Below are 24,400 nucleotides of genomic sequence, written 5' to 3' on the forward strand. Positions count from 1 at the left end.
CCATTATGCTTGGAAGGTATAAACATAATGTTTTAGTCATCGACAAGATGAACGGAAGATCGACGCTATGCAGAAGCTATCATAATTTGTTAGGGTGGCCTGACGGGGTAAGCGGACAGACACTGCGTACTCTTGGAAGAGAACATGCAGAAAAATACGGAGTAAAATTTTTGAAAAAGCTGGCAGCAAAAGTCGAAAAGCAAGGAAAAGATTTCCTTATCGAAACGGACGATCGCAGCATATACAAAACAAAAAAATTGCTGATTGCAACAGGGGTTACCGACCGCATACCAGAAGTGCTGTCAGAAATAAAGCATTGTTTAGGCATTTCGGTATATGTTTGCCCTGATTGCGATGGATATGAAGTAGATGGGAAATCGGTCATTGTAATGGGGGCAGGAAAAGCAGGAGCGAAGCTGGCTCTCTCACTAACGTACTGGACGAAAGACATTCATTACGTGAATCATGATGGAGAAGAAATTAATGCTGCATTAAAAAATGAACTTTCTAATAAAAATATCGAATACATAAAAGAACGGTTAACGAAAGTGATGAGAGACGGTGAATGGTTTAAGGGAGTTGAATTGGAAAGCGGAAGACGCCTTTTCGCGGATAGAGGCTTCCTCGGATTTGGCGGCAATCGCGTTCATTCAGATCTTGCCGCTCAGCTCGGCGCCGAGCGATTAGAAAATAAGCATCTAGTCATCCATGCACGGACGAAAGAAACGAGCGTCCAAAATGTTTGGGCAGCCGGAGACGTTGCGGCTCACTCGGAACAAGCTGCAATCGCAATGGGGGATGGAATCCAAGCAGCGATTTGGATTCATAAACGGCTTTTAGAGGAACAACGGACTTGATGTTGATTGATAGATCTGAAAATTCCGAGCTGTTCAGGGCTCCATTATTTTGCCGATTTTACGACCGTAAAAGTTATCGACAAAGAATGACGAGCAATTTAGGAGCGAATGCTCGGATTTGTCTTGAATTAGTAGAATTAGTATTGGAAAAAGTTGACTGAACATAAAGCTAGGAGGGGGAGGACATCAATTGTTTTGAGCGCTGGAAGTTTCGATGCCCTCCTTTGTGTTGACATGAAGATATTTATGATTACAGCCTTTCACGGCTGCAGAGAAAGTAAATGTGATCAAATAAGTGAGAATCCGAAAATGGAAGTTCTGCACATGATAGGGATTGAGCATTTGTTTTTGGCGAAAAAGCTCTCTTCAATCTTTAATTTTTTTACGATGAAGGCTCAGATGTTTTCAACTAAAGCCCCGAATTGTTGAAGTGTATGTTTCACATACTATTCTCCAGCTTTACATAGGAATTTTTATCAAAGACAAGAAATCATTCTATATTATTTGCACGATAAGATTCATTTGCAGCTGCTTTCCTTTGTTGAAGTAAAAATAAAAATACACCTAATAAAACAAAGAAGCCGCCTGCAATCTGCAAACCGACAACAGTTTCACCTAATAGGATTGCTGCTAAAATTGTAGCTCCTATAGGTTCAAATAAAACACTCATCGAGATAGTGGCTGAGTTTACATACTTTAATAAAAAATTATATATTACATGAGCGATTGTAGGGACTATTGCCAGCAACAAAAAAATTCCCCATTCCTTTGAATCATAACCGCTGATGGGTACATTCGCAAAAAGGTTTAAATCGTTAAAGTAACTGCAGCAAAAAAATACACAAAAACTGTAAATCCAATGAGAAATCAGCTTTACCGTATTTTGTCCGATTAATAAATAACAAACAATTGCCAAACACTTAAAAAGGATAAAATATCACCAATAATGACTGATTGGCGATTAAGCCCAAAATCACCCCAACCAACCATAACTACTCCTATAATTGAAATCACGATAGCGATTAAAGTTGAAATAGTTGTTCTATCTTTGCAAATTAAAAATCCTCCTAACAAAGCGACTATAGAACTGCAAAAAAAGTATTATCGTCGAACTGGCCACAGTTGTCAGTTTCAAAGATTCAAACCACAAAGCAAAATGTAAGGCTAAAAAAACACCTGCAGCTAATAAAATCAGCCATTCCTTTTTGGAAATCTTACTAAATATTTCCTATTTACATAGATCATTGGCAACAATAATATAGAGGCTAAATACATGCGATACATACTTAGTATAGTTGCCGGTGCTTCCGACCATTTGACGAAGATTGCTGCAAAGTTACAGAAATGATCAGCAGAAATCCAACCGTTTTTTCATTTTTCCTCATTTGGGTTCAATGCACATTCTCATACGATTACGATACTGTAGAAACCCGCTTAATACCTAATAAAATCACGGGCAACAGTATACCTATGAAGTAGAAACTGTTTAACGGTATTATCTATAATTTCTCAAATTGCTTCTGCGAAATTATTTCAGCAGCGATCCAGAACGAATATTCCATATCCAGTGATGTTAGTTTATTCGAAAATCTATTACTCAGATAATTTCATCAATTAACTTTTTATATTATCTTTATAAACTGGTCAGCCCTGTATTAACTGTTCGAGCTGTACCAATACCTCATTAGTTTTTTCGGATTTAGAGGCTGATTTTCTCGCTCCTAAATCGATAAAATTCGATCAAATTCTGTTTTGCTTTTTTAAAGGATAAATCCTATATAAACAGGATGTTTGATCAAACTTTCAATTTTATATAAGACGATTATTTATCAAACTTTATTTTACATCTGCATTTTGCAAATGAAGTAGATATATCGTTTAACTGAGCAGCCGTTAATCCTTTGGCTTTTTTGCTGCAAGCAATTCTTTTTCCTTGCCTAGGACAAAACATTCATATTGCACCGAAGCCCGATTGAAAAAAGAAATCGAACGGATTGCTCAAAGTGGTATTATGCACTGGTTCTATGGTCATAGAGATTCTTAAAAAAATTATGGCAATATGGATGAAAAAGAGCTATGATGAGTATATTACATATTCAAAAAATTACAATTATTGGGGTGAAACTATGGTCGCTCATGAAATTGAATACAAACTTCATGGAGACGATATGCAATTTGTCGAAATTGAACTTGATCCTGGCGAAAGCGCCATAGCAGAAGCCGGCGCCATGATGATGATGGACGATGGTATTGAAATGGAAACAGTATTTGGTGACGGAAGTAATCAATCAAAAGGTTTATTAGGTAAACTTGTTGGCGCAGGGAAGCGTTTGATTACTGGAGAAAGCTTATTTATGACAGTGTTTACAAATCATCAGATGGAAAAAAAACATGTTTCCTTTGCCGCTCCGTATCCCGGAAAAATTATTCCGCTTGATTTAAAGGAATTCGGCGGGAAGGTCATTTGTCAAAAGGATTCATTTCTTTGCGCTGCAAAAGGGGTTTCCGTCGGAGTTGAATTTCAACGGAAATTAGGGACAGGATTTTTCGGCGGTGAAGGGTTTATTATGCAGAAGCTTGAGGGAGATGGATTAGCTTTTCTTCATGCAGGCGGAACGATTATCCAGAAGGATTTGCTCCCAGGAGAAAAACTTAAAATTGATACAGGCTGTTTAGTAGCAATGACAAAAGATGTTGATTACAATATCGAATTTGTCGGCAAAGTGAAAACGGCATTCTTTGGCGGCGAAGGTCTGTTTTTCGCAACCGTACGTGGACCGGGTTCTGTTTGGGTGCAATCATTGCCCTTCAGCCGTTTAGCTGACAGAGTTTTGGCCGCGCAAAGTGGAGGCAAAGATGAAGGCAGCATTTTAGGCGGAATTGGGGATTTGTTTGATGGAGATTGATTATTTGCAATGACAAGAGGAAGCGGCGCATACGATTCCTCTTTTTTTTAATGAAAAAGGCCATAATAAAAACCTTTGTGAAAAAAATAAAATAGTAGTATAATATTTAAATATTAAAATTAATTGAAAATTAAAAAAGGAATTAAAAGCGGGGGGATTTATTTTGGCGCAATTACGCAGCAACATGATCAAGAAAGGGTTTGACCGTGCACCGCATCGAAGCTTGTTGCGCGCAGCTGGTGTAAAAGAAGAAGATTTTGATAAACCGTTTATTGCGGTTGTTAATTCATATGTGGACATTATTCCAGGCCATGTTCACTTACAAGAATTTGGAAAGCTTGTAAAAGAAGCGATTCGCGAAGCTGGCGGCGTGCCATTTGAATTTAATACGATCGGTGTCGATGACGGAATTGCAATGGGGCATATCGGCATGCGCTATTCACTGCCAAGCCGAGAAATTATTGCTGATTCTGTTGAAACAGTCGTCAATGCACACTGGTTTGACGGCATGGTCTGCATTCCGAACTGCGACAAAATTACGCCTGGTATGTTGATGGCAGCTATGAGGATTAACATTCCGACGATTTTTGTCAGCGGAGGACCGATGGCTGCCGGAAGAACAAGCGACGGCCGGAAAATTTCCCTATCTTCAGTTTTTGAAGGAGTAGGAGCTTATCAATCAGGAAAAATAGATGAAAACGGATTAAAAGAACTTGAAATGTACGGCTGTCCGACTTGCGGATCTTGTTCAGGCATGTTTACAGCAAACTCAATGAACTGTTTGTCTGAAGCATTAGGTTTGGCCCTGCCTGGGAACGGAACGATTTTAGCTGTTTCGCCTGAACGGAAAGAACTTGTCAAACAAACGGCAAAACAATTAATGAAATTGATCGAAATGGATTTAAAACCTCGTGATATTGTGACGGAAAAAGCAATTGATAACGCATTTGCTTTAGATATGGCGTTAGGCGGTTCGACCAACACGGTCTTGCATACTTTAGCCCTTGCCAATGAAGCAGGCGTTGATTATCCGCTTGAACGGATCAATGAAGTGGCGGAAAGAGTGCCTCATTTAGCAAAGCTTGCGCCGGCATCTGATGTTCATATTGAAGATTTACATGCAGCTGGAGGAGTTTCCGCCGTATTAAATGAGTTGACGAAAAAAGAAGGAACTCTTCATTTAGACTGCATGACGGTAACAGGAAAAACGCTCGGTGAAAATATTGCCGGATGCGAAGTAAAAGATTACAACGTTATTCGCCCAATTGATAATCCGTTTTCTGAAAAAGGCGGACTTGCCGTATTATTTGGAAGCCTAGCTCCAGATGGCGCTATCATTAAAACAGGCGGCGTTCAAGGAGGAATCACTCATTTTGACGGCCCTGCCGTAATTTTTGATTCTCAAGAGGAAGCGCTTGAAGGAATTGCGAAAGGAAAAGTAAAAGAAGGGGATGTTGTCATCATTCGCTACGAAGGTCCTAAAGGAGGCCCGGGAATGCCTGAAATGCTTGCGCCGACATCACAAATTGTTGGGATGGGTCTTGGACCGAAAGTTGCTCTCATCACGGATGGACGTTTCTCCGGTGCATCCCGCGGTTTATCGATTGGCCACGTATCACCTGAAGCTGCGGAAGGCGGACCGATTGCCTTTGTAAAAGAAGGAGACCGTATTGTGATCGATATTGAAAAACGGACGATTGATGTGCATGTTAAAGAAGAGGAATGGAACAAACGAAAAGCGGAATGGAAAGGCTTTGAGCCAAAAGTGAAAACCGGTTACTTAGCTCGCTATTCCAAACTGGTTACATCTGCTAGCACAGGCGGCATTATGAAAATTTGACGTCACTAACCGCCCCCTTTTTCAAAAAATTAAAAATTGGACAGATTTTCCTATATTATTCATAGCTGCACATATTTCTAGAAAGACGCGACTGCCGCGTCTTGCTAGCATTTTTCAGATGATCTCACTTGATTTGGCGAATTTTTCTGATCCAATACTGCTGGAAAGATGAGGGGAAGCAACATACAGAAAGTGTGAAACAAAGATCTGCTCATCTCGTTTTGACGCATATAAAACAGAGAAAGGATTCAGAAGAAGCACGAGAACGGATTGTTTTTTTCATTATGAAATTATGAAAGCCCATTTTTTAATGATTTCAAATGGGCTTTTTCATGTTTTAAAGTTGAAGGGGGCTGTCCAGAAAGTCAAATCGCCATTGAAAACAACACCGATATATCAACGTTTCTAAAACATTAATGGGGGCGTCAATAAGCCGTAAAAACGACTTATCAGACACCCCCTTCATCTATTTTTCAAGCGCTTACATTTCGGCTTCTTTATATCCAGTATTGGCTTTAAACGTCACTTCAGCATATTTTTTCTCATCCCGCTTGGCGGAAACAAGCGTACCAATCAAACCACCGATAAAACCTGCTGGTACTGATATGAGCGCTGGGTTTGTCAGCGGGAAAATAGGATCGCCGACAAAAAAGGCTTTTCCAGCTTCAGGATGAATGACATTTGGGCTGATTGACACTAATACAATCGCTGTAATTAAACCAGCCAGCATGGCAGTGACCGCTCCGGCAGTGTTAAATTTTTTCCAATAAATCGTATAAACAATGACGGGCAAATTAGCGCTTGCTGCTACACAAAACGCAAGAGACACAAGAAATGCAACATTTAATGATTGAGCGCCAAGGGCTAGCAGGATTGAAAATGCGGCAACGCCTACAGAAGCCCATCTTGCAGCTAACACTTGCTGTCTTTCCGTAGCTTTTCCTTTTTTAATGATCTGTCCATAAATGTCGTGCGCGAATGCGGACGCACCAGACAAAACTAAACCTGCAACAACAGCTAATATTGTTGCAAAAGCTACTGCAGAAACAAAGGACATTAAGAAATCTCCTCCAAGTGCTTTCGCAAGCAGCGGCGCCGCCATATTTCCAGCAGGATTTTCGGCTATAATCGTTTCTGAACCGACAAATTTGGCTGCACCGAATCCTAAGAAGATTGTCATGACATAAAAGATTCCGACAACCCAAGTTGCATTAACTACTGACGCACGTGCAGTTTGTGCATCTTTAACGGTAAAAAAGCGCATTAATATGTGAGGAAGCCCTGCCGTTCCCAACACTAAGGCAAGCATCATTGAAAGTAAATCGAGCGGATTTTTAAATACAATTCCTGAATGTAAATAGTTTTCACCGTGTGGAGTCGCTTGTGACATCTCGTTAAACATGCCAACGATATTAAAGTTAAATTTCAATAAAACAAGGAATGAAATAATGACCGTTCCTGCCATAAGCAATACAGCCTTTATGATTTGCACCCAGCTAGTTGCAGTCATTCCACCAAATAATACGTAAATGGTCATCATGACTCCAACGATCAATACGGCGATCCAATACTCAATCCCCAATAACAATTTAATGAGTGCACCTGCACCAACAAGCTGTGCGATCATATAAAATATAACAATTGTGATGGAACTAAGAGCAGCTGTTGCACGGACTTTTCTTTCACTGAATCTTGAGTTGATCATATCTGCGAGTGTATATTTTCCTAAATTTCTGAGAGGCTCTGCAACGATGAATAGAACGAAGAGATATGCGGTTAAATAGCCGATGCTGTAGTAGAAACCATCAAATCCATTCAATGCGATGGCGCCTGCGATACCAAGAAATGATGCGGCTGATAAATAGTCTCCAGCTATCGCAAGTCCATTTTGCCACCCAGTCAAGCCTCCGCCGGCTGTATAAAATTCGTTTGCGGTTTTTGTTCTTTTTGCAGCCCAATACGTGATATATAACGTGACTAAAAGGATGATTAAAAACAGAATAAATGCTGGTACACTCATGAAAGTGCAGCCCCCTTATTTTATTTTATATTTTCTTCAATAATTTCTTCCGCCAATTGGTCAAATGTTTCCGCTTTTTTTACATACATCGTAGCGAACACCCAAACCATGACAAAAAGACCAAGCGAATAGAGCCACGTCCATGTAATCCATCCGATTGCTTTATGCTCCAAGATGGATGTATAACCCGTGAGAATCGGCAATAAAAAGTAAGTGATGAGAAAAACGATTATAATGGGTACAATAAAATTCCGCTTTTTTTGAATCAACTGTTGAAATTTGCTCGTTGCAACAATTTTCTCATAATCGAGAATGCGCTCCCCCTGTTCTTTCTCCTTTCCGAATGTTTCCATTGTACCATCCCCTTTCTTTGGTAATATTCGTAATTTTTTGTCAATTACAATAATAAGTTATGCTAAAAAAATAGTCAATCATTTTTGTAAAACGTTTTCAAAATTTCGTTTGTAACATTTTGGAAGTGAGAGGCTGCATTGACACACAAAATGGAATCGTTTACACAAATGCGTTTGGATGTCCGGAAATCAGGAAGCTGAATGAATGCATAATCAGTGATGGCCATTCAAAAAAACAGTAAAATCTATTGTAAGATTTTACTGTTTCAATCATTTTTATTTCCAATGCTTTCGCAAAAATTCATCCCGTCCGGAAATTTCCCGATCTTTTTTGTATGCTTCTGGATTTTTTTGATAAAAATTTTGATGATATTCTTCTGCTGGGTAAAATGGCGCAGCCGGTAAAATTTTGGTTACGATCGGTTTATTGAATTTTCCGCTTTTGGCTAAGGCGAGTTTAGATTGTTCTGCCAGCGTTTTTTGCTCATTTGAATGATAGAAAATGGCTGTCCTGTACTGACTGCCTCTGTCGTGGAATTGTCCGCCGTCATCGGTCGGATCGATTTGCTGCCAATAAATTTCAAGGAGCTTATCATATGGGAACACCGTTGGGTCAAATTCGATTTGTACCGCTTCATAATGCCCAGTTGTCCCTGTTTTGACCTGTTCATAAGTAGGATTTTCAACATGCCCGCCCGTATAACCAGAAATGACTTTCTCAATGCCGTCCCACTGGTCAAAAGGTTTTACCATGCACCAAAAACAGCCTCCGGCGAATGTTGCTTTCTCTAGCTTCTTCTCCAATTTCTTCACTCCTGGTCCAGTTAGAATGAGTTAAAGTTTAATAATATCATAAAGTTAATGGCAAATCCCGAGATTAAACAGTAAAATTTTAAATTGCCCAGCGATAATAGCTATCCATAAAATGGAGGCTATAGAATAGATCGTGGTTCGTTTTCTAAAATTTTTATATTTCAAGATAAAAAATGCCGCTACTGATACGATGGAAAAGAAAACAGTTAAACCTAACATTCCGACAAATGGAGTAGACCAATAATAATTGTTAAAAATCGGGATGATGATTGTTGGTGTGTAAAACTTTGACAGCGAATAGATGCCAAACAGCCATGAGATAATCATGAAAACAAAGATGGAAACAGTTGTCAATTTAATTGCCAAAGGTATCTCCTTTCTGACTTTTATTCCGATCTGTTTAATTGTATTTTATGTATGCTGCACGTTGTTGTCAATTGATTAAGTTTATAAATGATATAATAAATGAGTGAGCTATCTAAAAGCGACTAAATTGAAGAAATGTAAAAATCTGTAGCCGAAAAAAGGCAATACAAAAAAATTAATTCGCTTCCGTTTAGGCGAGTAGAGTCGATCTTTTTATATCAGGCTGCGTGTCTTCTGAGCTAACAGTCAATCTTTTTCAAGGGGGACTCTTTTTTCGATTTAGGGGAGGGGAAGGTTGCAAGCTTCCAGCTTTGCAGCCAGATTGAACTAGTAGCTCGAACACAAGATGGTGAAACCAACCTTTTAAGCAGCCGAAGCTAAAAGGAGGGAAAAAGCTTGCATAAAAGATCTTTAGACGGTTTCTGCGTTCAACGAAAAAAGTCTATCTTTAAATGAAAATTTTCAATATTGTGGGGCTGACCCTGTTATTTCCAACGGAAGTAATCGAAAACAAGAGCAGGATTTTAAAAAACGATAAGAGGAGGAATCGACATGGTCTTTGCAGGAAAAACAGTCATTATAACCGGCGGTGCACAAGGGATCGGGAAAGCGATCGTTTCCGCCTATGCAAAAGAAGGAGCAACAGTTGTGATAGCGGATGTGAATGAACAAAAAGGAAAGGAAACAGCTGAGGAATATGGAGCGACGTTTATCAAAACGGATGTCAAAAATCATAAGGACGTCATCAAATTAATAGAAACGGTCAAACATACAACGGGAAGAATCGATATTGTGATTAACAATGCAGGTGTTTCAAGATTTAAATCTCTTTATGAGCTAACGGTTGAAGAATGGGATGACATATTACAAACAAATCTTCGCAGCGTATTTTTATTTGCAAAGGAATCTGCAAAATATATGCGAGAAAATGAAAGGGGAGGTTCGATCATTAATATTGCTTCAACAAGAGCGTTCATGTCTGAAAAAGATTCGGAAGCGTACGCTGCGTCTAAAGGCGGCATCGTTGCTTTAACACACGCTTTAGCTATTTCATTGGGGGAAGACAAAATTAGAGTCAATTGTATAAGCCCCGGCTGGATTGAAACGAACAACTATGAACTGCTTACTGAGCGCGATCATCTACAGCATCCTGCAAAGCGAGTCGGAAAACCGGATGATATTGCCAGAGCGTGTTTGTTTTTAACTCATCCCGACAACGATTTTATTACGGGAGAAAATATTATTATTGACGGCGGCATGACGAAAAAAATGATATATGAAGAATAAATCTTGATAAAAGGTAAGGAAGCAAGAGAGCCCCATTCGTTCAAAAAAAGCTCTCAGCAGGACGTGGTCGTAAATCCTTCAACGAGGGGCACTTTGCTTATTCGAAGGCTGCGTCAATGTAAGATGAAAGAAAAAGGTGATTCTTGGATGAAACAGACGGATTACTCAGAAGGAAATATTTTAAAGCAGCTCATCACTTTTTCCTCGCCTATTTTATTAACGAACTTGCTTCAAGTTTCGTATCAAATAATTGACAGTTTATGGGTTGGAAACTTGCTGGGGGCTCGTGCATTAGGGGTAGTGTCTCTCTCTGGAACTGTCATTTTCACAATTCTTTCTTTCATTATCGGGATCAACCAAGCAACATCAACGATTTTGTCCCAATTAAAAGGAAAACGCGATGAACAAGGGTTGAAACGGTATGTGAATGCCTTTGTTGTCACGCTGTTTATATTATCGATTTTGCTTGGAGTTTTTGGATTTATTTTTGCTGAACGGATTTTATTTTTGCTTGGAACACCTGACAGTTTAATTGCAGATGCATCCTTATACTTGCGAATTAATTTTCTTGGAATTATTTTCTTATTCGGCTACAATTTTGTGGCGACATTGATGCGTGCACTTGGAGAAAGCAAAGCCCCGGTTTATTTTGTTGTTTTGGCTGTTCTTTTAAATGCCGCTTTAGATCCATTATTTATTTCTGGATTTCAATTCGGCATAGCCGGAGCGGCTTATGCAACAGTAATTTCCCAAGGGATCGCCTTTTTATTCGGAATATATTTGGCGATTCATTACAAATTAGTTCCTTTTACATGGCCGCGTATGCCGAAAAAAGAAGAAGTTTCTCTTATTTTAAAAATCGGGGTTCCGTCCGGCATGCAAATGATGGTCATTTCCGCTGGAGTGACGGCGATCATGAGCGTTGTAGCTAGTTTTGGCGAAGACGCGCTGGCCGGATTCGGCGCTGCTCAGAGGCTCGATAATATTATCTTGCTTCCCGCAATGGCCCTCGGAACTGCTGTCAACAGCTTGGCAGGCATAAACATCGGTGCCAATCGATGGGATCGAGTTTATAAAATTGCTCAATATGGATTGATGTATAATTTAGCTATTATGGTTTTGATATCATTGCTAATTCTCTTTTTCGCCCGTTTTGGTGTGGAATTATTTATCCAGGAGGAAGAAGCGGTGCAATTTGGTGTGAATTATTTAAAAATCGTCGCTTTCTTCTATCCGTTTCTTGGCATCAATTTTGTGTTAAACGGTGTTGTTCGTGGATCTGGTGCGATGATGCAAGTCTTAATTTTAAACATCATCTCGTTTTGGGTGCTGCGTTACCCGCTCACATACCTTTTTTCCAATTGGATCGGCGAAGACGGCATCGGTGTCGGAATGGGCGTCAGCTTTGTTATTTCCAGCTTATTCGCCTTTTTATATTTTAGGCTCGGCGGGTGGAGGAAAAAAGAATTGTTTCACGGTACAGCTTAAATAAACAGCCATCCCATAAAACTATTATAGGGATGGCTCGCTCTTTAGCATATCGATAAAATAGTAGATCATCCGGGCTGTCAGCCCCCAAATCACTTTATCTTTATAATAATAAAAATGTTCTTCTATTTTCGGTGAATTCCATTTATATTTTTTTCCCCCGATGATGCTTTCATAAGGAAAATTTTCTTCAGGCTCTGCCCGAAAATGAACTTCATAAATTTCTGGTTTCGTTTCTAAAAAGAATTGAAAAGGAACTGTAAATACTTCGCCGACTTCGTCTTTGTTTGGCTCTAACGAAGCGTCAGGATCGATCATGCCAACAAAAGGATAAACAACCGTTCCGTAGGCAGTCATCACATAATCAAGCGGATATACATGCTGAATCATATCGGCTGAAATACCTAGCTCTTCTGATGTTTCGCGAATAGCTGTATGTTTTGCATCGTGATCGGTCGGCTCAACTTTCCCACCTGGAAAACAAATCTCGCCGGGCTGCCTTTTTAATTTTTTGGCGCGTACTTCAAACAACAAATGAACTTCATCATTTATTCGCATAAACGGAAGCAATACCGCAAATTTTACTAAACGATCCATCCCAATTATCGTCGGAGTATGATTTTTAACCTTCTTTATAATATCTTCGATCTCCATACTGTCACCTTCAATCTAACATAATCGATTAATTTCATTATAAATGAAAAAAAGAACTGGTTGGCGAGTGGCATGCATATTTTCGAATAAACGTAAAAAATTTCGCAACAATAAATAAGAAGATGATGATATATATGAGAGGTGAGCAAGAATGAAGTGGTTTAAAAACAAAAAACGTACACATGAACAAACGGAACTCGAAAGAAGAACGGATGTACATGACTTATATGAACCGTCCCGTGAAGCATATGGTCAAGCCTATACCGTAGAAGATGGGACAAAAAACAAAAAATAAAAATTTTATAGACAAAATGCTGTCTCCTATTCCTTTTTAAATGGCGAAGATCTACAGAATATATAAATGATTTCTGTGGATCTTTTTTAGTTGTTAAGGATTTTTCTGAAAGTAGAAATTTCAAGGAATTGTACCTTTTGCAATAAATGAAACGCTGCAAAGATGGTCTGAAATTGCGATTATAGGATTCATATGCCGGTGGCACAATATTATGTTTCGTTTATAAAACAAAAAACATGACAATTATGTAAAATATGATATAGTTTACATATAACAAAACATATGTAAAGACATCAGAAAGAGGTGAAGTTGACAAGATGAAAGAGATGTCAACAAAAAAGCTATTAGGCATTGCGGGACTCGCATGGCTTTTTGATGCAATGGATGTCGGCATTTTATCTTTTATCATTGCCGCGTTAAAAGAAGATTGGAATTTGACGGCAGAACAAATGAGCTGGATCGGGAGCATCAACTCGATCGGCATGGCTGTAGGGGCATTTTTCTTCGGTCTCTTGTCAGACAAAATTGGCAGAAAAACTGTCTTTATTATCACATTATTGTTATTTTCGATCGGCAGCGGCCTGTCGGCTTTTACAACCACATTAGCAGTATTTTTGCTGTTAAGATTTTTTATCGGCATGGGGCTGGGGGGGAATTGCCAGTAGCATCAACGCTAGTATCAGAAAGCTCGCCGACAAAGGATCGGGGAAGAATGGTCGTGCTGCTTGAAAGTTTTTGGGCTGCAGGATGGTTGATCGCGGCAATTATATCTTATTTTGTTATCCCTCAATTTGGCTGGCGTCTCGCCCTTATTTTAACAGCTCTTCCGGCTTTTTATGCGATTTATTTGCGCATGAAGCTTCCGGATTCAAAAAAATTCAAATCGATACAAACAAAATCAAATGTATGGAAAAATATCGCAGCTGTCTGGTCAAAAAAATATGTGAAACAAACAGCTGTACTTTGGGTGTTGTGGTTTTCTGTTGTTTTTTCTTATTACGGGATGTTTTTATGGCTTCCAAGCGTTGTGATGATGAAAGGCTACAGTTTAGTGCAAAGCTTTGAGTATGTTCTTATTATGACGATTGCACAGCTTCCGGGATACTTTAGTGCGGCGTGGCTCATTGAACGAATCGGTAGAAAATTTGTTCTTTCTCTTTATTTATTTGGCACTGCACTGAGCGCATTCTTTTTCGGATTTTCCGATACAACGGCAGAGCTTTTAATATCTGGAATCTTTTTATCATTTTTTAACTTAGGGGCTTGGGGAGCGCTTTATGCTTATACACCTGAGCTTTATCCAACAGAAATTCGCGGGACAGGTGCGGGAATGGCCGCATCGTTCGGAAGAATTGGTGGCATTTTCGGGCCTTTATTAGTTGGTTATTTAGCCGCTCTCAAAGTTTCCATGGTAGCCATTTTTACAATTTTTTGCGCTGCCATTATTATTGGAGCACTAGCTGTTCTATTGTTTGGACAAGAAACAAAAGCGTTGGAGCTGGAGTAAAAATACAGCCTCTAAAGGAATTAACCCTTTAGAGGCTCATTTAATTTGAAAATAATCAGCTAGTTGATTGGCCAAGTAGCGTAGTTCAGGATATTCATGGAGATTTGACAACATTCCTTTAATGACCGGAGTTCTTGGCTTTTCAGCCGTTATTTCAGCTTCTAACACTTCAATCGTAATGTTTAACTGTCCATCATCGATTATAGAACGGCTCATTTCTTTTATCTCATTTAAAATGTTCAACGGATGGCTGGGGGATTGAGGATGATTGAACATTTTGGTCATGATCTCAGCTGGAATGATGGGGTCATTTTGTTTTGCCAGCATTCCTTTGACTAAATCATCTGCTGTTTGCAAAATGTATTTTGCCAATTTTTCCTCATCTACTCTCACCCTATTTTCAAATATGAGGAACTGAATGAATGAAAAAAAGATTCCTTGAACGATAATGTTTACATCTGCTATATACTTATCAATTGACTTGCCGTAAATGTTTTTCAGATTGTTTGTTAAAAAATGAAAAAAATCGTTTCTTAGGTTTTGTAACAACGAATCAATTTTTTCATTATTTTCTTTTAAATTTTCATGCATCTGCGTAATAAATATTTCTTTATGCGCCAAAAATTCTTTTAATTGAACAGACAATTGTTTAATAAACCGCTCTTTTGGATCTTCGTAATTTGCCCCGATTTGCTCCGTTTTTTTCTTTAACTGACTAAAAAACTGCTCCAAAATTTTAATTAACAGCTCGTCTTTTGACTTGAAATAAAAATAAAACGAACCTTTCGGAATGCCACATGCATTGGTAATTTCTTGGATGGAGGTGGAAGAAACGCCTTTTCGAGCAAATAGCTTCATCGCAGCTTCAATGATTAAACGTTCTTTTTCTTTCACATGAACATCCCCTTATTGTCGGAAAAAATTTTATTAGTTTAGTTGACTACTAGTTAACCGGTCAATTATAATGACTATATAGTCAACTCACTATAAGTATGTATAAAAAAAGGAGAATTGTCAAATCTTCATGAAAGGAATGGGACTTGGTGGAGAACATTATTAAATTTTCGCTCCGTAATAAACTGGCTATTTGGATTTTAACTATCATTGCAATTTTTGCGGGACTATTTTCTGGATTTAATATGAAGCTGGAGACGATCCCGGACATAAACACTCCCATCATAAGTGTTACGACTACATATCCAGGTGCAACCCCTGAAGAAGTACAAGAGAAAGTGACGGTTCCTATTGAAGAAGCTGTTCGCAATTTGAACGGGGTGGAAATCGTCAGCTCTAATTCGTTTGAAAATGCATCTTCTATTCAAATCGAATACAAATTTGAAAAAGATATGGAACGAGCAGAAGAGGAAGCTGAAAAGGCAATCGAACAAGTCGAACTTCCGGATGGAGCAGGAGAGCCTAAAATTGCAAGATTTAGCATGAACGCTTTCCCTGTTTATACAGTGAGCTTTTTTGATGAAGGAAAAACACTTCCTGAATTAACTGAACTGGTTGAAGACATCATTGTTCCTGAATTGAAAGGAATCGATGGAGTAGAAAGCATTGTAACTTCTGGACAGCAGGTAGAAGAGGGGCGGCTTGTTTTTCATCAAGACAAATTAAAAGAGCTCGGGCTAAATGAGGAAACAATAAAAGATTATATTCAAGGTGCGGATCTCCGTGCGCCATTAGGTCTTTATACATTTAAAGACACGGAAAAGTCTGTTGTTGTTGACGGAAATATTACGACAATTGACGATTTGAAAAAGCTTAAAATCCCAGTCACTGGATCAGCACAAGGGCAGCAAGCTGGAGAGGCGCAAATGAGCCAAGTGCCAAACGGTTTGTCTGGAGCAAATGGTGCAGCGCCAAATCAGGCGATCCAGCAGCAAAGCATTGAATTGCCAACAGTCGAATTAGGAGAAATTGCCGATATCGAAATCGTCGGAAAAGCTGAATCCGTATCAAGAACGAATGGAAAAGAAGCAATCGGACTGCAAATTGTAAAAGCTACTGATGCGAATACAGTTGAAGTTGTGAATGAAGTAAAAGAAAAATTGGATGAATTAAAAGACGAATATAAAGGCCTCGGAGTCGTTTCAACGCTGGACCAAGCGGAACCGATTGAAAAATCTGTTGAAACAATGCTGAATAAAGCGCTGTTCGGTTCGATTTTTGCAGTTATTGTCATTTTGCTGTTTTTGCGCAACATTCGTTCAACGTTGATTTCCGTGGTGTCAATTCCGCTTTCCATATTAATTGCATTAATCATTTTGCGTGAAATGGACATCACGTTGAACATGATGACGCTTGGAGCTATCACAATGGCGATCGGCCGCGTCATTGACGATTCGATTGTCGTCATTGAAAATATTTACAGACGGATGACATTAAAAGGGGAGCCGTTAAAAGGGAAAGAGCTGATTATTGCAGCGACAAAAGAAATGTTTATTCCTATTATGTCCTCAACCATTGTGACGATTGCGGTTTTCTTGCCGCTCGCATTTGTCGAAGGGATGGTCGGACAGCTATTTATGCCGTTTGCCCTTACGATTGTATTCTCGCTTTTAGCGTCCCTTTTAGTGGCGATTACTATTGTGCCGGCACTTGCTCACGTTTTATTTAAAAAAGGAGTAAAACGGAAAGGCGAAAAAGAAAAGGAAGCTGGCTTTTTGGTTACTAACTATAAAAAAATATTAAATTGGTCTTTGAACCATAAATGGATAACATCATTGATTGCGATCCTGCTTCTTGTCTCCAGTCTGTTTTTAATTCCTGTCATCGGTGTAAGCTTTTTGCCGAATGAACAAGAAAAGCAAGTTATCGTAACGTATGATCCGGATCCAGGGCAAACGCTGGAAGAAGTAGAAGATATCGCATTGAAGGCAGAAGATTTCCTTGTCGACCGTGATCATGTAAAAACGATTCAATTGTCTGTCGGAAGCGAAAATCCGATGAATCCTGGAAATCGAAATCAGGCCATTTTCTTTATTATGTATGAAGATGACACACCGAATTTTGAAAAAGAAAAGGAGAAAATTGTTAAAGACTTAAATGAATTAACGAACGAAAAAGGCGATTGGGGCACCATTGACATGATGATGGCAAGCAATGAGTACACATTGCATGTGTTTGGCGATTCGATGGAAGATATTGAGCCTGTCGCCCAAAAAGTGCAAAAAATCTTGGAAGATGAAAAAAACTTGAAAAATGTCGAATCAGGTTTATCGAAAACTTATGATGAGTTCACGTTTGTTGTTGATCAAGAAAAGATGAGCAAGCTAGGATTGACCGCTGGGCAAATTGCGATGGCATTAAGCCAACAGCATGAACGGCCGGTTTTAACAACAATCCAAAAAGAAGGTCAAGACATTGAAGTTTATATTGAAGGGGAAGAGCAAACATTTGATTCGATTGATGAGATGAAAAAGAAAACCATTCAGTCCCCTCTTGGCATGAATGTGAAAATTGGAGATGTAGCGAAAGTAAAAGAAGGCGAAACATCCAATACGATTACTAGACGCGACGGAAAATTTGCAGTTTCGGTCAGCGGAGAGATTACTACTAATGACGTTAGCCAAGTAAATGCAAACATTCAAAAGAAAATAGATGGTTTAGAATTGCCGCCTGGTGTGAACATTGAAACAGGTGGAGTGTCCGAACAGATCAATGAGTCGTTTTCACAATTAGGATTGGCTATGCTCGCTGCCATCGCTGTTGTCTACTTTGTGCTGGTGGTTACGTTTAGTCAAGGACTTGCGCCTTTTGCCATTCTATTTTCACTTCCATTTACCGTCATCGGCGGATTTGTAGCGCTATGGCTTGGGGGAGAAACATTGAGCGTTTCAGCTTTGATCGGCGCGCTCATGTTAATCGGCATTGTTGTGACGAATGCGATTGTGTTAATTGACCGTGTCATTCATAAAGAGCGTGAAGGACTTTCTACAAGAGATGCGCTCATTGAAGCAGGGGCAACTCGTCTAAGACCGATTTTAATGACTGCGCTGGCAACAGTTGGAGCATTGCTTCCTCTCGCATTAGGTTATGAAGGAGATGGAGGCATGATCTCGAGAGGACTTGGTTTAACCGTCATAGGCGGATTGACCAGCTCGACTTTGCTGACTCTCATCATTGTTCCGATCGTCTATGAAGTATTAAGCAAATTTAGAAGAAAAGCTCCAATCGAGGAATGATAAGAAAAAACCTGAAAAGCACTGAATAGGCTTTTCAGGTTTTTTGCATAACTTGCTGAAACAGTTTTTATGAAAATAAGAATATCAATTGTTTTGAAAAATTTTTAAAAGGGTCAATTATTCAAATTCCGGCAATAAAAAAACGCGCTAAAAAGCGCGTTTTTTTAAACGGAGAAGGTGAGATTCGAACTCACGCGGCGGTTGCCCGCCCTAACGCATTTCGAGTGCGTCCCCTTCAACCACTTGGGTACTTCTCCATGGTCGGGAAGACAGGATTTGAACCTGCGACCCCCACGTCCCGAACGTGGTGCTCTGCCAAGCTGAGCTACTTCCCGAAAAACGTCAGCATTGATATTATATATTAAAATAAAAAATTTGTCATCAAAAAATTTTAACCAATCAACAAAAAGTTTGGAAAAGGAAATTAATCTTTTTTTGTTGAATTATGTAGTAGGCAAATAAAAGAAAGGAGTCACATAACATTGAAGGTACAAAACATTGGCGATGACATCACATTAATTGATCTTTTTGACTTAGGATTAGAAAACAGAACAGGGGCTTACGTTCTTCACGAAAAAGAGCTGACCATCATCGAAACAAGCGCGAGCCCGTCTGTCCCATATTTATTAAAAGGTCTTGAAAGTTTAGGAATTGATCCGAAGGATGTTAAAAACATCATTGTTACGCACATTCATTTAGATCATTCGGGAGGTGTCGGGCTTTTTCTTGAACATTGCCCAAAAGCAAAAGTGTTCGTCCACCCCCGCGGGAAACGTCATTTGCAAGATCCATCGAGATTAATTGCCAGCGCCAAAACGGTGTATGGAGAGGAGCAATTTCAAAAATTGTTTGACCCGATTTTGCCCGTGCCAGAAGACCAGCTAGTTGTAAAAGAAGATTTGGAAACGCTTCAAGTAGGCGATGATCGCGTGCTGACATTTTATCACACACCAGGTCATGCGAATCACCATTTTTGTATACATGATTCCAAAAGTAACGGCATCTTTACCGGCGACACGATCGGGGTTTTTTATTCAATGCTCTTAGATTCAGACTTAGAGTTTTATTTGCCGTCTACTTCTCCTAACCAGTTCGATCCGGATAAAATGCTTGAATCATGCGAAAGAATCGAAGCATTAAACGTTTCGAAAATATTTTTCGGTCATTTTGGCATGAGCGAGCATCCAGAGGAAGTTTATAAACAGCTAAAATATTGGCTGGACATTTTTGTAGATCAAGGCAAAGCGGTTGTAAAAGAGCATGGAAGCTTGCCGTTTGAAGAAAAATCAAAGCTTCTATCTGATAGATTGTACAGCACGTTGCAAGATTACTTAAAGAAAAAACATATTTCCGAAGATCATCAAGTGCACGAGTATATAAAAATCGATATGGGCATTTGTGCGCAAGGGATTATTGATTACTTGCAAAAAGCAGAAAATAGATAAGGCTTGTATGGAAAGAGATATACGCAAAATTAAAAATGTTGCGTTACAATCGAATCATCCGATGGGTTTGTGTTAGAACCTGGCTTGCGGAGGATATTTTTCAGCAAGGGACGTTTGACCTTCATCCCCATCGGGGAATCGAAACTGTCACATATGTAATTGACGGGATTTTGGAGCATTTTGATAACAAAAATGGATATGGCAAGCAAAGCCGGGGATGTTCAATGGATGACTGCTGGAAGAGGAGTAATCCATCAAGAAGATCCTGCACCTGGATCTACCGTTCACAGTCTGCAGCTGTGGGTTAATTTGCCGAGTTCAAAAAAACTGACCGCTCCCCGCTATCAAAATTTGAAAAGTGCTGACATGCCAGTTAGAAAAGAAAAAGGAGCGTTGATTCGGATTTTTTCTGGTTCGTCAAAAGGTATTCAAGCGCCGACTAAAAAATTGCGTTCCTGTCACGATGGTGGAAATGATTCTGGAACCTGATGCGTCCGTTCATCAAGATCTTCCGGGAAGCTATAATGGTTTTCTTTATATTTTAGAAGGAAAAGGCTTGTTTGGTGCGTCTAAAACAAAAGGGGAAAAAGGGCAAGTGCTGTTTTTAACAAAGGGTGCTGAGGGAGAGGAAAGCTACATAACCGTCACAGCGACAGACAAACTCCGGCTGCTTCTATATGCGGGAGAACCTCTCCATGAACCTGTCACAGCTTACGGTCCGTTTGTTATGAACACGTAAGAAGAAATACGGCAAGCAATCGTCGACTATCAAACAGGAAAGTTTGAATGAAAGAGAATAACAGTTTGATAAACTCTCCGACTTTTATGCACGGAAGGAGAGTATTTTTTTGTAAATAAAAATTATTTCTCGGGAAAGCGCAAAATTCAACAATGACAAAGAAAAAACGAGAAAAAAGGTAGCATCTGTCGAATGGTTGTATATTGAAATGTTTTGTGTCAGATTATGTGACATAAATTATGTTTCGTTCTTGTTCGGCTTGTTACAATAAAGAGTAAATTAGTGGAGACAGTAGGTGATAAATATGCTGTTTTTAAAAAAATGGAATCGAGCAGCGGATCATGAAGAAGATAGACAAAAAAAACAGATGGAGGATTCGTTTGCGGCACAGGTGGAAGTTGCTGCGGATCAATTAAAAGGCGTCATTGAGCAAATGAAATTAACCGCTGTTTCCCTTGATGAACGATCTTCCTCGAGTAAAAAAAGCACGTTTCAGCTATTAGAGCATATTGAGCAGACCGCGCAAGACACAAATAACGTTTCAGAAAAGATGCGTAAAATTGAAGAGGCAGCTGTAAAAATCACAGCATCTTCCCAAGAGATACATTCCTCAAGTATATTATTTTATGAACAGCTCGTAAAATCGAAAACGCAGCTGCAAAAAATACAAGAAGAAACGGAACAGCTGCGGCAAAATCATTTGAAAATTCTTGATCAAATGGATCGGCTCGTTTCTTTTTCCAAACAAATGGATCACATTCTTTCTTCGATTGGAGCGATTTCCCAAAAAACAAAAATACTTGCATTAAATGCAAATATCGAATCGGCAAGAGCCGGAATACATGGGAAAAGCTTCTCGGTCGTTGCAAATGAAATTGGAAATTTAGCAAACCAAACGCATGATGCGGTTGAAGAAACACATCAAATTCTTTCTTCGATTCAATCAGAAATTGAGTTTTCGACCAAAATGGTAAAATCGGAAAACGATCAGATGAAAAAGAATGTGGCTGAATTACTATCTTTAATTGATGTTATCCATTCCTTTCAAACATCGTTGGGCAAAATCACATCAATGGTATCGGATTCGAAAGACGCTGTCGAATTGCAGTGTGATCATGTACAGGAAATTACTACGGTGCTCAAGCAAATATCAGATATGGCTCATGAAAATAAAACATATGCACTGAGAGTTTCAAAAGATATGGATAAGCAGCACCAGCATATTGAAGAGATGATTGCCATCAGCGAGACATTGGATCAAACCTCTAAAGAGCTGCAAACGTTAGTCAAAAGGGATCAGCTTCAACAAATTACAGAAATAGATTTGGCAAAAATCAACGAAATGAAAGAAAAAGTGATGAATCTTTTAACACAATTTCCACTGTATGAACTAGATGCGGATGTTCATAAAAAAGCATTGGATCAATTTTTTGAGGAGAACGAGCATATCGAAGCTATTTGGTCGAATCGACTGGACGGTACATTCGTTTATTCCAACCCTCCTGCAGGCTTAATAAATGCAAAAGCCCGTCCTTGGTTTATCGAAGCTAGTAAAAATAAAATCTTTATATCAAGCATCTATACATCTGCTGTTACAAAAAAACCGTGCATCACCATTTCCTTCCCCATTCATAAGAACGGAGACATCGTCGGGGTTATCGGTGTCGATTTAATAGTAAAATAAGCAAATGGTTTCAATCCTTTTTGAAACGATATAATTTTCGCCCTTTTATTTAAAAATGCGGTTTCACAACCGCGTTTTTCTTTTCTCTCAAACAAGAAAATTAAAAAAAAGAGAATGAATACTCAAAAAATTTTCAGAAAGATTAGCCTGTTTTTCTGCTCGATCCATCCGCTTCTCTTTAACTCCGCAACACAATGCTTAAAGCATTTTTTTAATGATGGATAAGAACATGTCTTTTTCCTCGCTTCCATTACGAGCCGCAAAATTTCCCCTTCGTTAAAGCCGTTTCTCTTGTTTATATGGAGCAAATAAAAACAAGTCAATAAAATCCAGACACACACTTCAGACAAATTTCCTTTGGCAAATTCTTTAAAAACGAATTCCGGGACTTGAAAATACCTATTTTTTACATTTTTATGTAGATGCTGTTCAATAATTGATTCATGATGGTCTTTTTTATACTCATTATTAAATATGTAGAGAGGCAGTGAAAAATATTTACGATGTTCATAGAAAGAAGGATTTAATTCATTTGTCAACATCTTGACCCCCAAAAACCCTTTTGATCAGCATGAACGGGAAATATTTTCGTAGAATTGTTTATTTTTGGCCGGTGCCCGCTTTTGTTTCTTCCAGTTTGATAAGAAAGGAAATGACATCTGCAAGTGCTTGCCTATAAACTAGCAAATTTTGAGTATCCATCAAACAATAGATGGTTCCTTTTAAATCATCGCAATCGTTTTTGGCTATGCCCAGCTTTTTAAGCTTTTCTTCAAGCTCGTTGTATAGAGCTTTGAGCTCACGGTTTTGTCGATTTAACAAAGCTTGCTCAATTCGATTATAAGCGAATTCATTGAAAGCTTGCTCAAAGTTCATCTATGCTCACCCAACCCTTTGAAGATAAAAATGAATAAAAAATATTCATTTTTATAGTAATACAAAACGAATTGAAAGTAAAATAGGAAAACGTTAAACTATATTATAGATGAAGTAGCAAAGAAGGAATGTAACAGATGGAAATCAATAAAAAAATCGGAGAACAAATAAGAGAAGTGCGAAAAAAGTATAATATATCGATGGTTCAACTGGCCGAGGATTTGGAAATTTCTCAGCCAAGGCTTTCCAGAATCGAAAATGGTGAACAAGAAATTCCTATTAGCCTCATTCAAAAGTTTTGCCAAAGATTTAATATACCGATGGGAAGCTTTTTTAAAATGATCGATAACGAGGACATATCCCTTGTTGATGATCAAGTAGAACATATTCTTTCTACTTTAAATGATGAGCAAAAGAAAGCATTATATGTTTTTTTATCTTCTTTTCAAAAATAACCCTCCATCCCTTGATCCCTTCATGAATTCGTGACGAAAGGCAGACCGAAAATAAACGAACAAATGTTCCTTTTTATTTTACCATGTTTTGATAGTTTTTGGAAGCGGTGAGAATCCTCTTTATTTTATTTTTATGGAGAGTTGAATCACCGCTTTTTAGATCCAGGCAAGTAACTGCCGTATTATATGCACAGTAAAAATGGAACATGCTGATGCATCGGCTTAAAATATTTTGCTAGAATGTAAGAAGCCAAAAAGTATGTTTGAACAAAACTATATACAGTTGATCCACTTTTCAAAAGCACAATCAAATGGAACTTCTGAACCATTTCAATAAAAATGACTCGAAAATCATTTAAACATTGTCGTAATAAAGCGAGAAATATTTGGGATTTGAGTTGGAATGGAAGTCGGCAGCGAAACATATTTATCTATAAAACGGAGCATAACTGCTATGTTGATGCAGCTTCCTAGAAAATCTTACAGTTCTCAATGAAAGGTTTTTTAGAAGCTCGCTAATTTCATGGCGGGCCAAGCAAATTGATACAATGACAGCAGGACGAAAAATATGAAATGATGCTTAATGATTGACAGCCGCGCCATAAACTAATAAAATTGGATTGAA

Annotated in this window: 17 protein-coding genes, 2 tRNA genes and 3 pseudogenes; 12 read left to right on the forward strand and 10 right to left on the reverse strand. The window is 38.8% G+C overall.

Features of this window, described 5'->3' with window-relative positions:
* The first annotated feature begins 5 nt into the window (after positions 1-5).
* Entirely contained in the window at positions 6-857 is an 852-nt protein-coding gene (locus NSQ84_RS08125; RefSeq protein WP_063389743.1) for an NAD(P)/FAD-dependent oxidoreductase, read from the forward strand.
* A gap of 490 nt (positions 858-1,347) precedes the next feature.
* Here the strand turns inward: NSQ84_RS08125 and NSQ84_RS08130 are convergent.
* Positions 1,348-2,242 (reverse strand): annotated as a pseudogene (locus tag NSQ84_RS08130) (DMT family transporter).
* Between the two features lie 741 nt (positions 2,243-2,983).
* Between NSQ84_RS08130 and NSQ84_RS08135 the strand changes: the two are divergent.
* On the forward strand, positions 2,984-3,763 hold the full coding sequence (locus NSQ84_RS08135) for a TIGR00266 family protein (protein ID WP_063389744.1): 780 nt from the start codon (positions 2,984-2,986) through the stop codon (positions 3,761-3,763).
* 163 nt (positions 3,764-3,926) lie between these two features.
* Complete coding sequence (ilvD, locus tag NSQ84_RS08140; RefSeq protein WP_063389594.1) at positions 3,927-5,603, forward strand: dihydroxy-acid dehydratase; 1,677 nt, start codon at positions 3,927-3,929, stop codon at positions 5,601-5,603.
* Between the two features lie 481 nt (positions 5,604-6,084).
* Here ilvD and NSQ84_RS08145 read toward each other — a convergent pair whose 3' ends face one another.
* The 4 genes from NSQ84_RS08145 to NSQ84_RS08160 all read right to left on the reverse strand — a co-directional run bounded on the left by NSQ84_RS08145 (position 6,085) and on the right by NSQ84_RS08160 (position 9,155).
* Entirely contained in the window at positions 6,085-7,623 is a 1,539-nt protein-coding gene (locus tag NSQ84_RS08145; RefSeq protein WP_094245693.1) for a cation acetate symporter, read from the reverse strand.
* A gap of 20 nt (positions 7,624-7,643) precedes the next feature.
* Complete coding sequence (locus tag NSQ84_RS08150; RefSeq protein WP_063389591.1) at positions 7,644-7,976, reverse strand: DUF485 domain-containing protein; 333 nt, start codon at positions 7,974-7,976, stop codon at positions 7,644-7,646.
* A 276-nt stretch (positions 7,977-8,252) separates the two neighbouring features.
* Entirely contained in the window at positions 8,253-8,729 is a 477-nt protein-coding gene (gene msrA / locus NSQ84_RS08155) for a peptide-methionine (S)-S-oxide reductase MsrA (protein ID WP_232515756.1), read from the reverse strand.
* 105 nt (positions 8,730-8,834) lie between these two features.
* A complete protein-coding gene (locus tag NSQ84_RS08160) occupies positions 8,835-9,155 on the reverse strand; it encodes a hypothetical protein (protein ID WP_130157230.1) in 321 nt (106 codons plus the stop codon).
* A 552-nt stretch (positions 9,156-9,707) separates the two neighbouring features.
* On the opposite strand from NSQ84_RS08160, the gene NSQ84_RS08165 reads away from it, so the two are divergent.
* A complete protein-coding gene (locus tag NSQ84_RS08165) occupies positions 9,708-10,442 on the forward strand; it encodes a glucose 1-dehydrogenase (protein ID WP_066246619.1) in 735 nt (244 codons plus the stop codon).
* A 147-nt stretch (positions 10,443-10,589) separates the two neighbouring features.
* Complete coding sequence (locus NSQ84_RS08170; protein WP_339212584.1) at positions 10,590-11,930, forward strand: MATE family efflux transporter; 1,341 nt, start codon at positions 10,590-10,592, stop codon at positions 11,928-11,930.
* A 24-nt stretch (positions 11,931-11,954) separates the two neighbouring features.
* On the opposite strand, the gene NSQ84_RS08175 is transcribed toward NSQ84_RS08170, so the two are convergent.
* Complete coding sequence (locus tag NSQ84_RS08175) at positions 11,955-12,584, reverse strand: CoA pyrophosphatase (protein WP_339212587.1); 630 nt, start codon at positions 12,582-12,584, stop codon at positions 11,955-11,957.
* 151 nt (positions 12,585-12,735) lie between these two features.
* Here NSQ84_RS08175 and NSQ84_RS08180 point away from each other — a divergent pair, with 151 nt between their 5' ends.
* Together NSQ84_RS08180 and NSQ84_RS08185 are read left to right on the forward strand one after the other, a co-directional pair.
* On the forward strand, positions 12,736-12,879 hold the full coding sequence (locus tag NSQ84_RS08180) for a hypothetical protein (protein WP_165381921.1): 144 nt from the start codon (positions 12,736-12,738) through the stop codon (positions 12,877-12,879).
* A gap of 317 nt (positions 12,880-13,196) precedes the next feature.
* Positions 13,197-14,386: pseudogene (locus tag NSQ84_RS08185) on the forward strand (MFS transporter).
* A gap of 36 nt (positions 14,387-14,422) precedes the next feature.
* On the opposite strand, the gene NSQ84_RS08190 reads toward NSQ84_RS08185, so the two are convergent.
* On the reverse strand, positions 14,423-15,280 hold the full coding sequence (locus NSQ84_RS08190) for a TetR/AcrR family transcriptional regulator (protein WP_130157236.1): 858 nt from the start codon (positions 15,278-15,280) through the stop codon (positions 14,423-14,425).
* Between the two features lie 149 nt (positions 15,281-15,429).
* On the opposite strand from NSQ84_RS08190, the gene NSQ84_RS08195 reads away from it, so the two are divergent.
* Positions 15,430-18,576, forward strand: coding sequence for an efflux RND transporter permease subunit (locus NSQ84_RS08195; RefSeq protein WP_063389585.1), 3,147 nt, complete (start codon positions 15,430-15,432; stop codon positions 18,574-18,576).
* Between the two features lie 169 nt (positions 18,577-18,745).
* Here the strand turns inward: NSQ84_RS08195 and NSQ84_RS08200 are convergent.
* Together NSQ84_RS08200 and NSQ84_RS08205 are read right to left on the reverse strand one after the other, a co-directional pair.
* Positions 18,746-18,833 (reverse strand) — tRNA-Ser (locus NSQ84_RS08200).
* 1 nt (position 18,834) lies between these two features.
* Positions 18,835-18,911 (reverse strand) — tRNA-Pro (locus NSQ84_RS08205).
* A gap of 147 nt (positions 18,912-19,058) precedes the next feature.
* On the opposite strand from NSQ84_RS08205, the gene NSQ84_RS08210 reads away from it, so the two are divergent.
* The 3 genes and pseudogenes from NSQ84_RS08210 to NSQ84_RS08220 all read left to right on the forward strand — a co-directional run bounded on the left by NSQ84_RS08210 (position 19,059) and on the right by NSQ84_RS08220 (position 22,444).
* Positions 19,059-20,021 (forward strand): MBL fold metallo-hydrolase, encoded by a 963-nt coding sequence (locus NSQ84_RS08210; protein WP_311067257.1) that lies wholly within the window; start codon positions 19,059-19,061, stop codon positions 20,019-20,021.
* 61 nt (positions 20,022-20,082) lie between these two features.
* A pseudogene (locus NSQ84_RS08215) lies at positions 20,083-20,760 on the forward strand (pirin family protein).
* Between the two features lie 304 nt (positions 20,761-21,064).
* Positions 21,065-22,444, forward strand: coding sequence for a methyl-accepting chemotaxis protein (locus NSQ84_RS08220; protein WP_339212762.1), 1,380 nt, complete (start codon positions 21,065-21,067; stop codon positions 22,442-22,444).
* A gap of 600 nt (positions 22,445-23,044) precedes the next feature.
* On the opposite strand, the gene NSQ84_RS08225 is transcribed toward NSQ84_RS08220, so the two are convergent.
* Positions 23,045-23,320 carry a hypothetical protein gene (locus NSQ84_RS08225; protein ID WP_063389581.1) on the reverse strand — a complete coding sequence of 92 codons (276 nt, stop codon included), beginning with the start codon at positions 23,318-23,320 and terminating at the stop codon, positions 23,045-23,047.
* A gap of 137 nt (positions 23,321-23,457) precedes the next feature.
* Here NSQ84_RS08225 and NSQ84_RS08230 point away from each other — a divergent pair, with 137 nt between their 5' ends.
* Positions 23,458-23,775: a helix-turn-helix transcriptional regulator gene (locus NSQ84_RS08230; RefSeq protein WP_063389580.1), complete on the forward strand. Its 318-nt coding sequence runs from the start codon at positions 23,458-23,460 to the stop codon at positions 23,773-23,775.
* Positions 23,776-24,400: the final 625 nt, after the last annotated feature.

The organism is Aeribacillus sp. FSL K6-3256 (assembly GCF_037965805.1).
Classification (GTDB): domain Bacteria; phylum Bacillota; class Bacilli; order Bacillales; family Aeribacillaceae; genus Aeribacillus; species Aeribacillus composti.

Coding starts and splice junctions, on each gene's coding strand:
- NSQ84_RS08145 (WP_094245693.1), bottom strand. CDS start 7,623: ATGAGTGTACCAGCATTTATTCTGTTTTTAATCATCCTTTTAGTCACG.
- NSQ84_RS08175 (WP_339212587.1), bottom strand. CDS start 12,584: ATGGAGATCGAAGATATTATAAAGAAGGTTAAAAATCATACTCCGACG.
- NSQ84_RS08225 (WP_063389581.1), bottom strand. CDS start 23,320: ATGAACTTTGAGCAAGCTTTCAATGAATTCGCTTATAATCGAATTGAG.
- NSQ84_RS08165 (WP_066246619.1), top strand. CDS start 9,708: ATGGTCTTTGCAGGAAAAACAGTCATTATAACCGGCGGTGCACAAGGG.
- NSQ84_RS08230 (WP_063389580.1), top strand. CDS start 23,458: ATGGAAATCAATAAAAAAATCGGAGAACAAATAAGAGAAGTGCGAAAA.
- NSQ84_RS08220 (WP_339212762.1), top strand. CDS start 21,065: ATGCTGTTTTTAAAAAAATGGAATCGAGCAGCGGATCATGAAGAAGAT.
- NSQ84_RS08170 (WP_339212584.1), top strand. CDS start 10,590: ATGAAACAGACGGATTACTCAGAAGGAAATATTTTAAAGCAGCTCATC.
- NSQ84_RS08135 (WP_063389744.1), top strand. CDS start 2,984: ATGGTCGCTCATGAAATTGAATACAAACTTCATGGAGACGATATGCAA.
- NSQ84_RS08180 (WP_165381921.1), top strand. CDS start 12,736: ATGAAGTGGTTTAAAAACAAAAAACGTACACATGAACAAACGGAACTC.
- NSQ84_RS08150 (WP_063389591.1), bottom strand. CDS start 7,976: ATGGAAACATTCGGAAAGGAGAAAGAACAGGGGGAGCGCATTCTCGAT.
- msrA (WP_232515756.1), bottom strand. CDS start 8,729: ATGGTAAAACCTTTTGACCAGTGGGACGGCATTGAGAAAGTCATTTCT.
- NSQ84_RS08125 (WP_063389743.1), top strand. CDS start 6: ATGCTTGGAAGGTATAAACATAATGTTTTAGTCATCGACAAGATGAAC.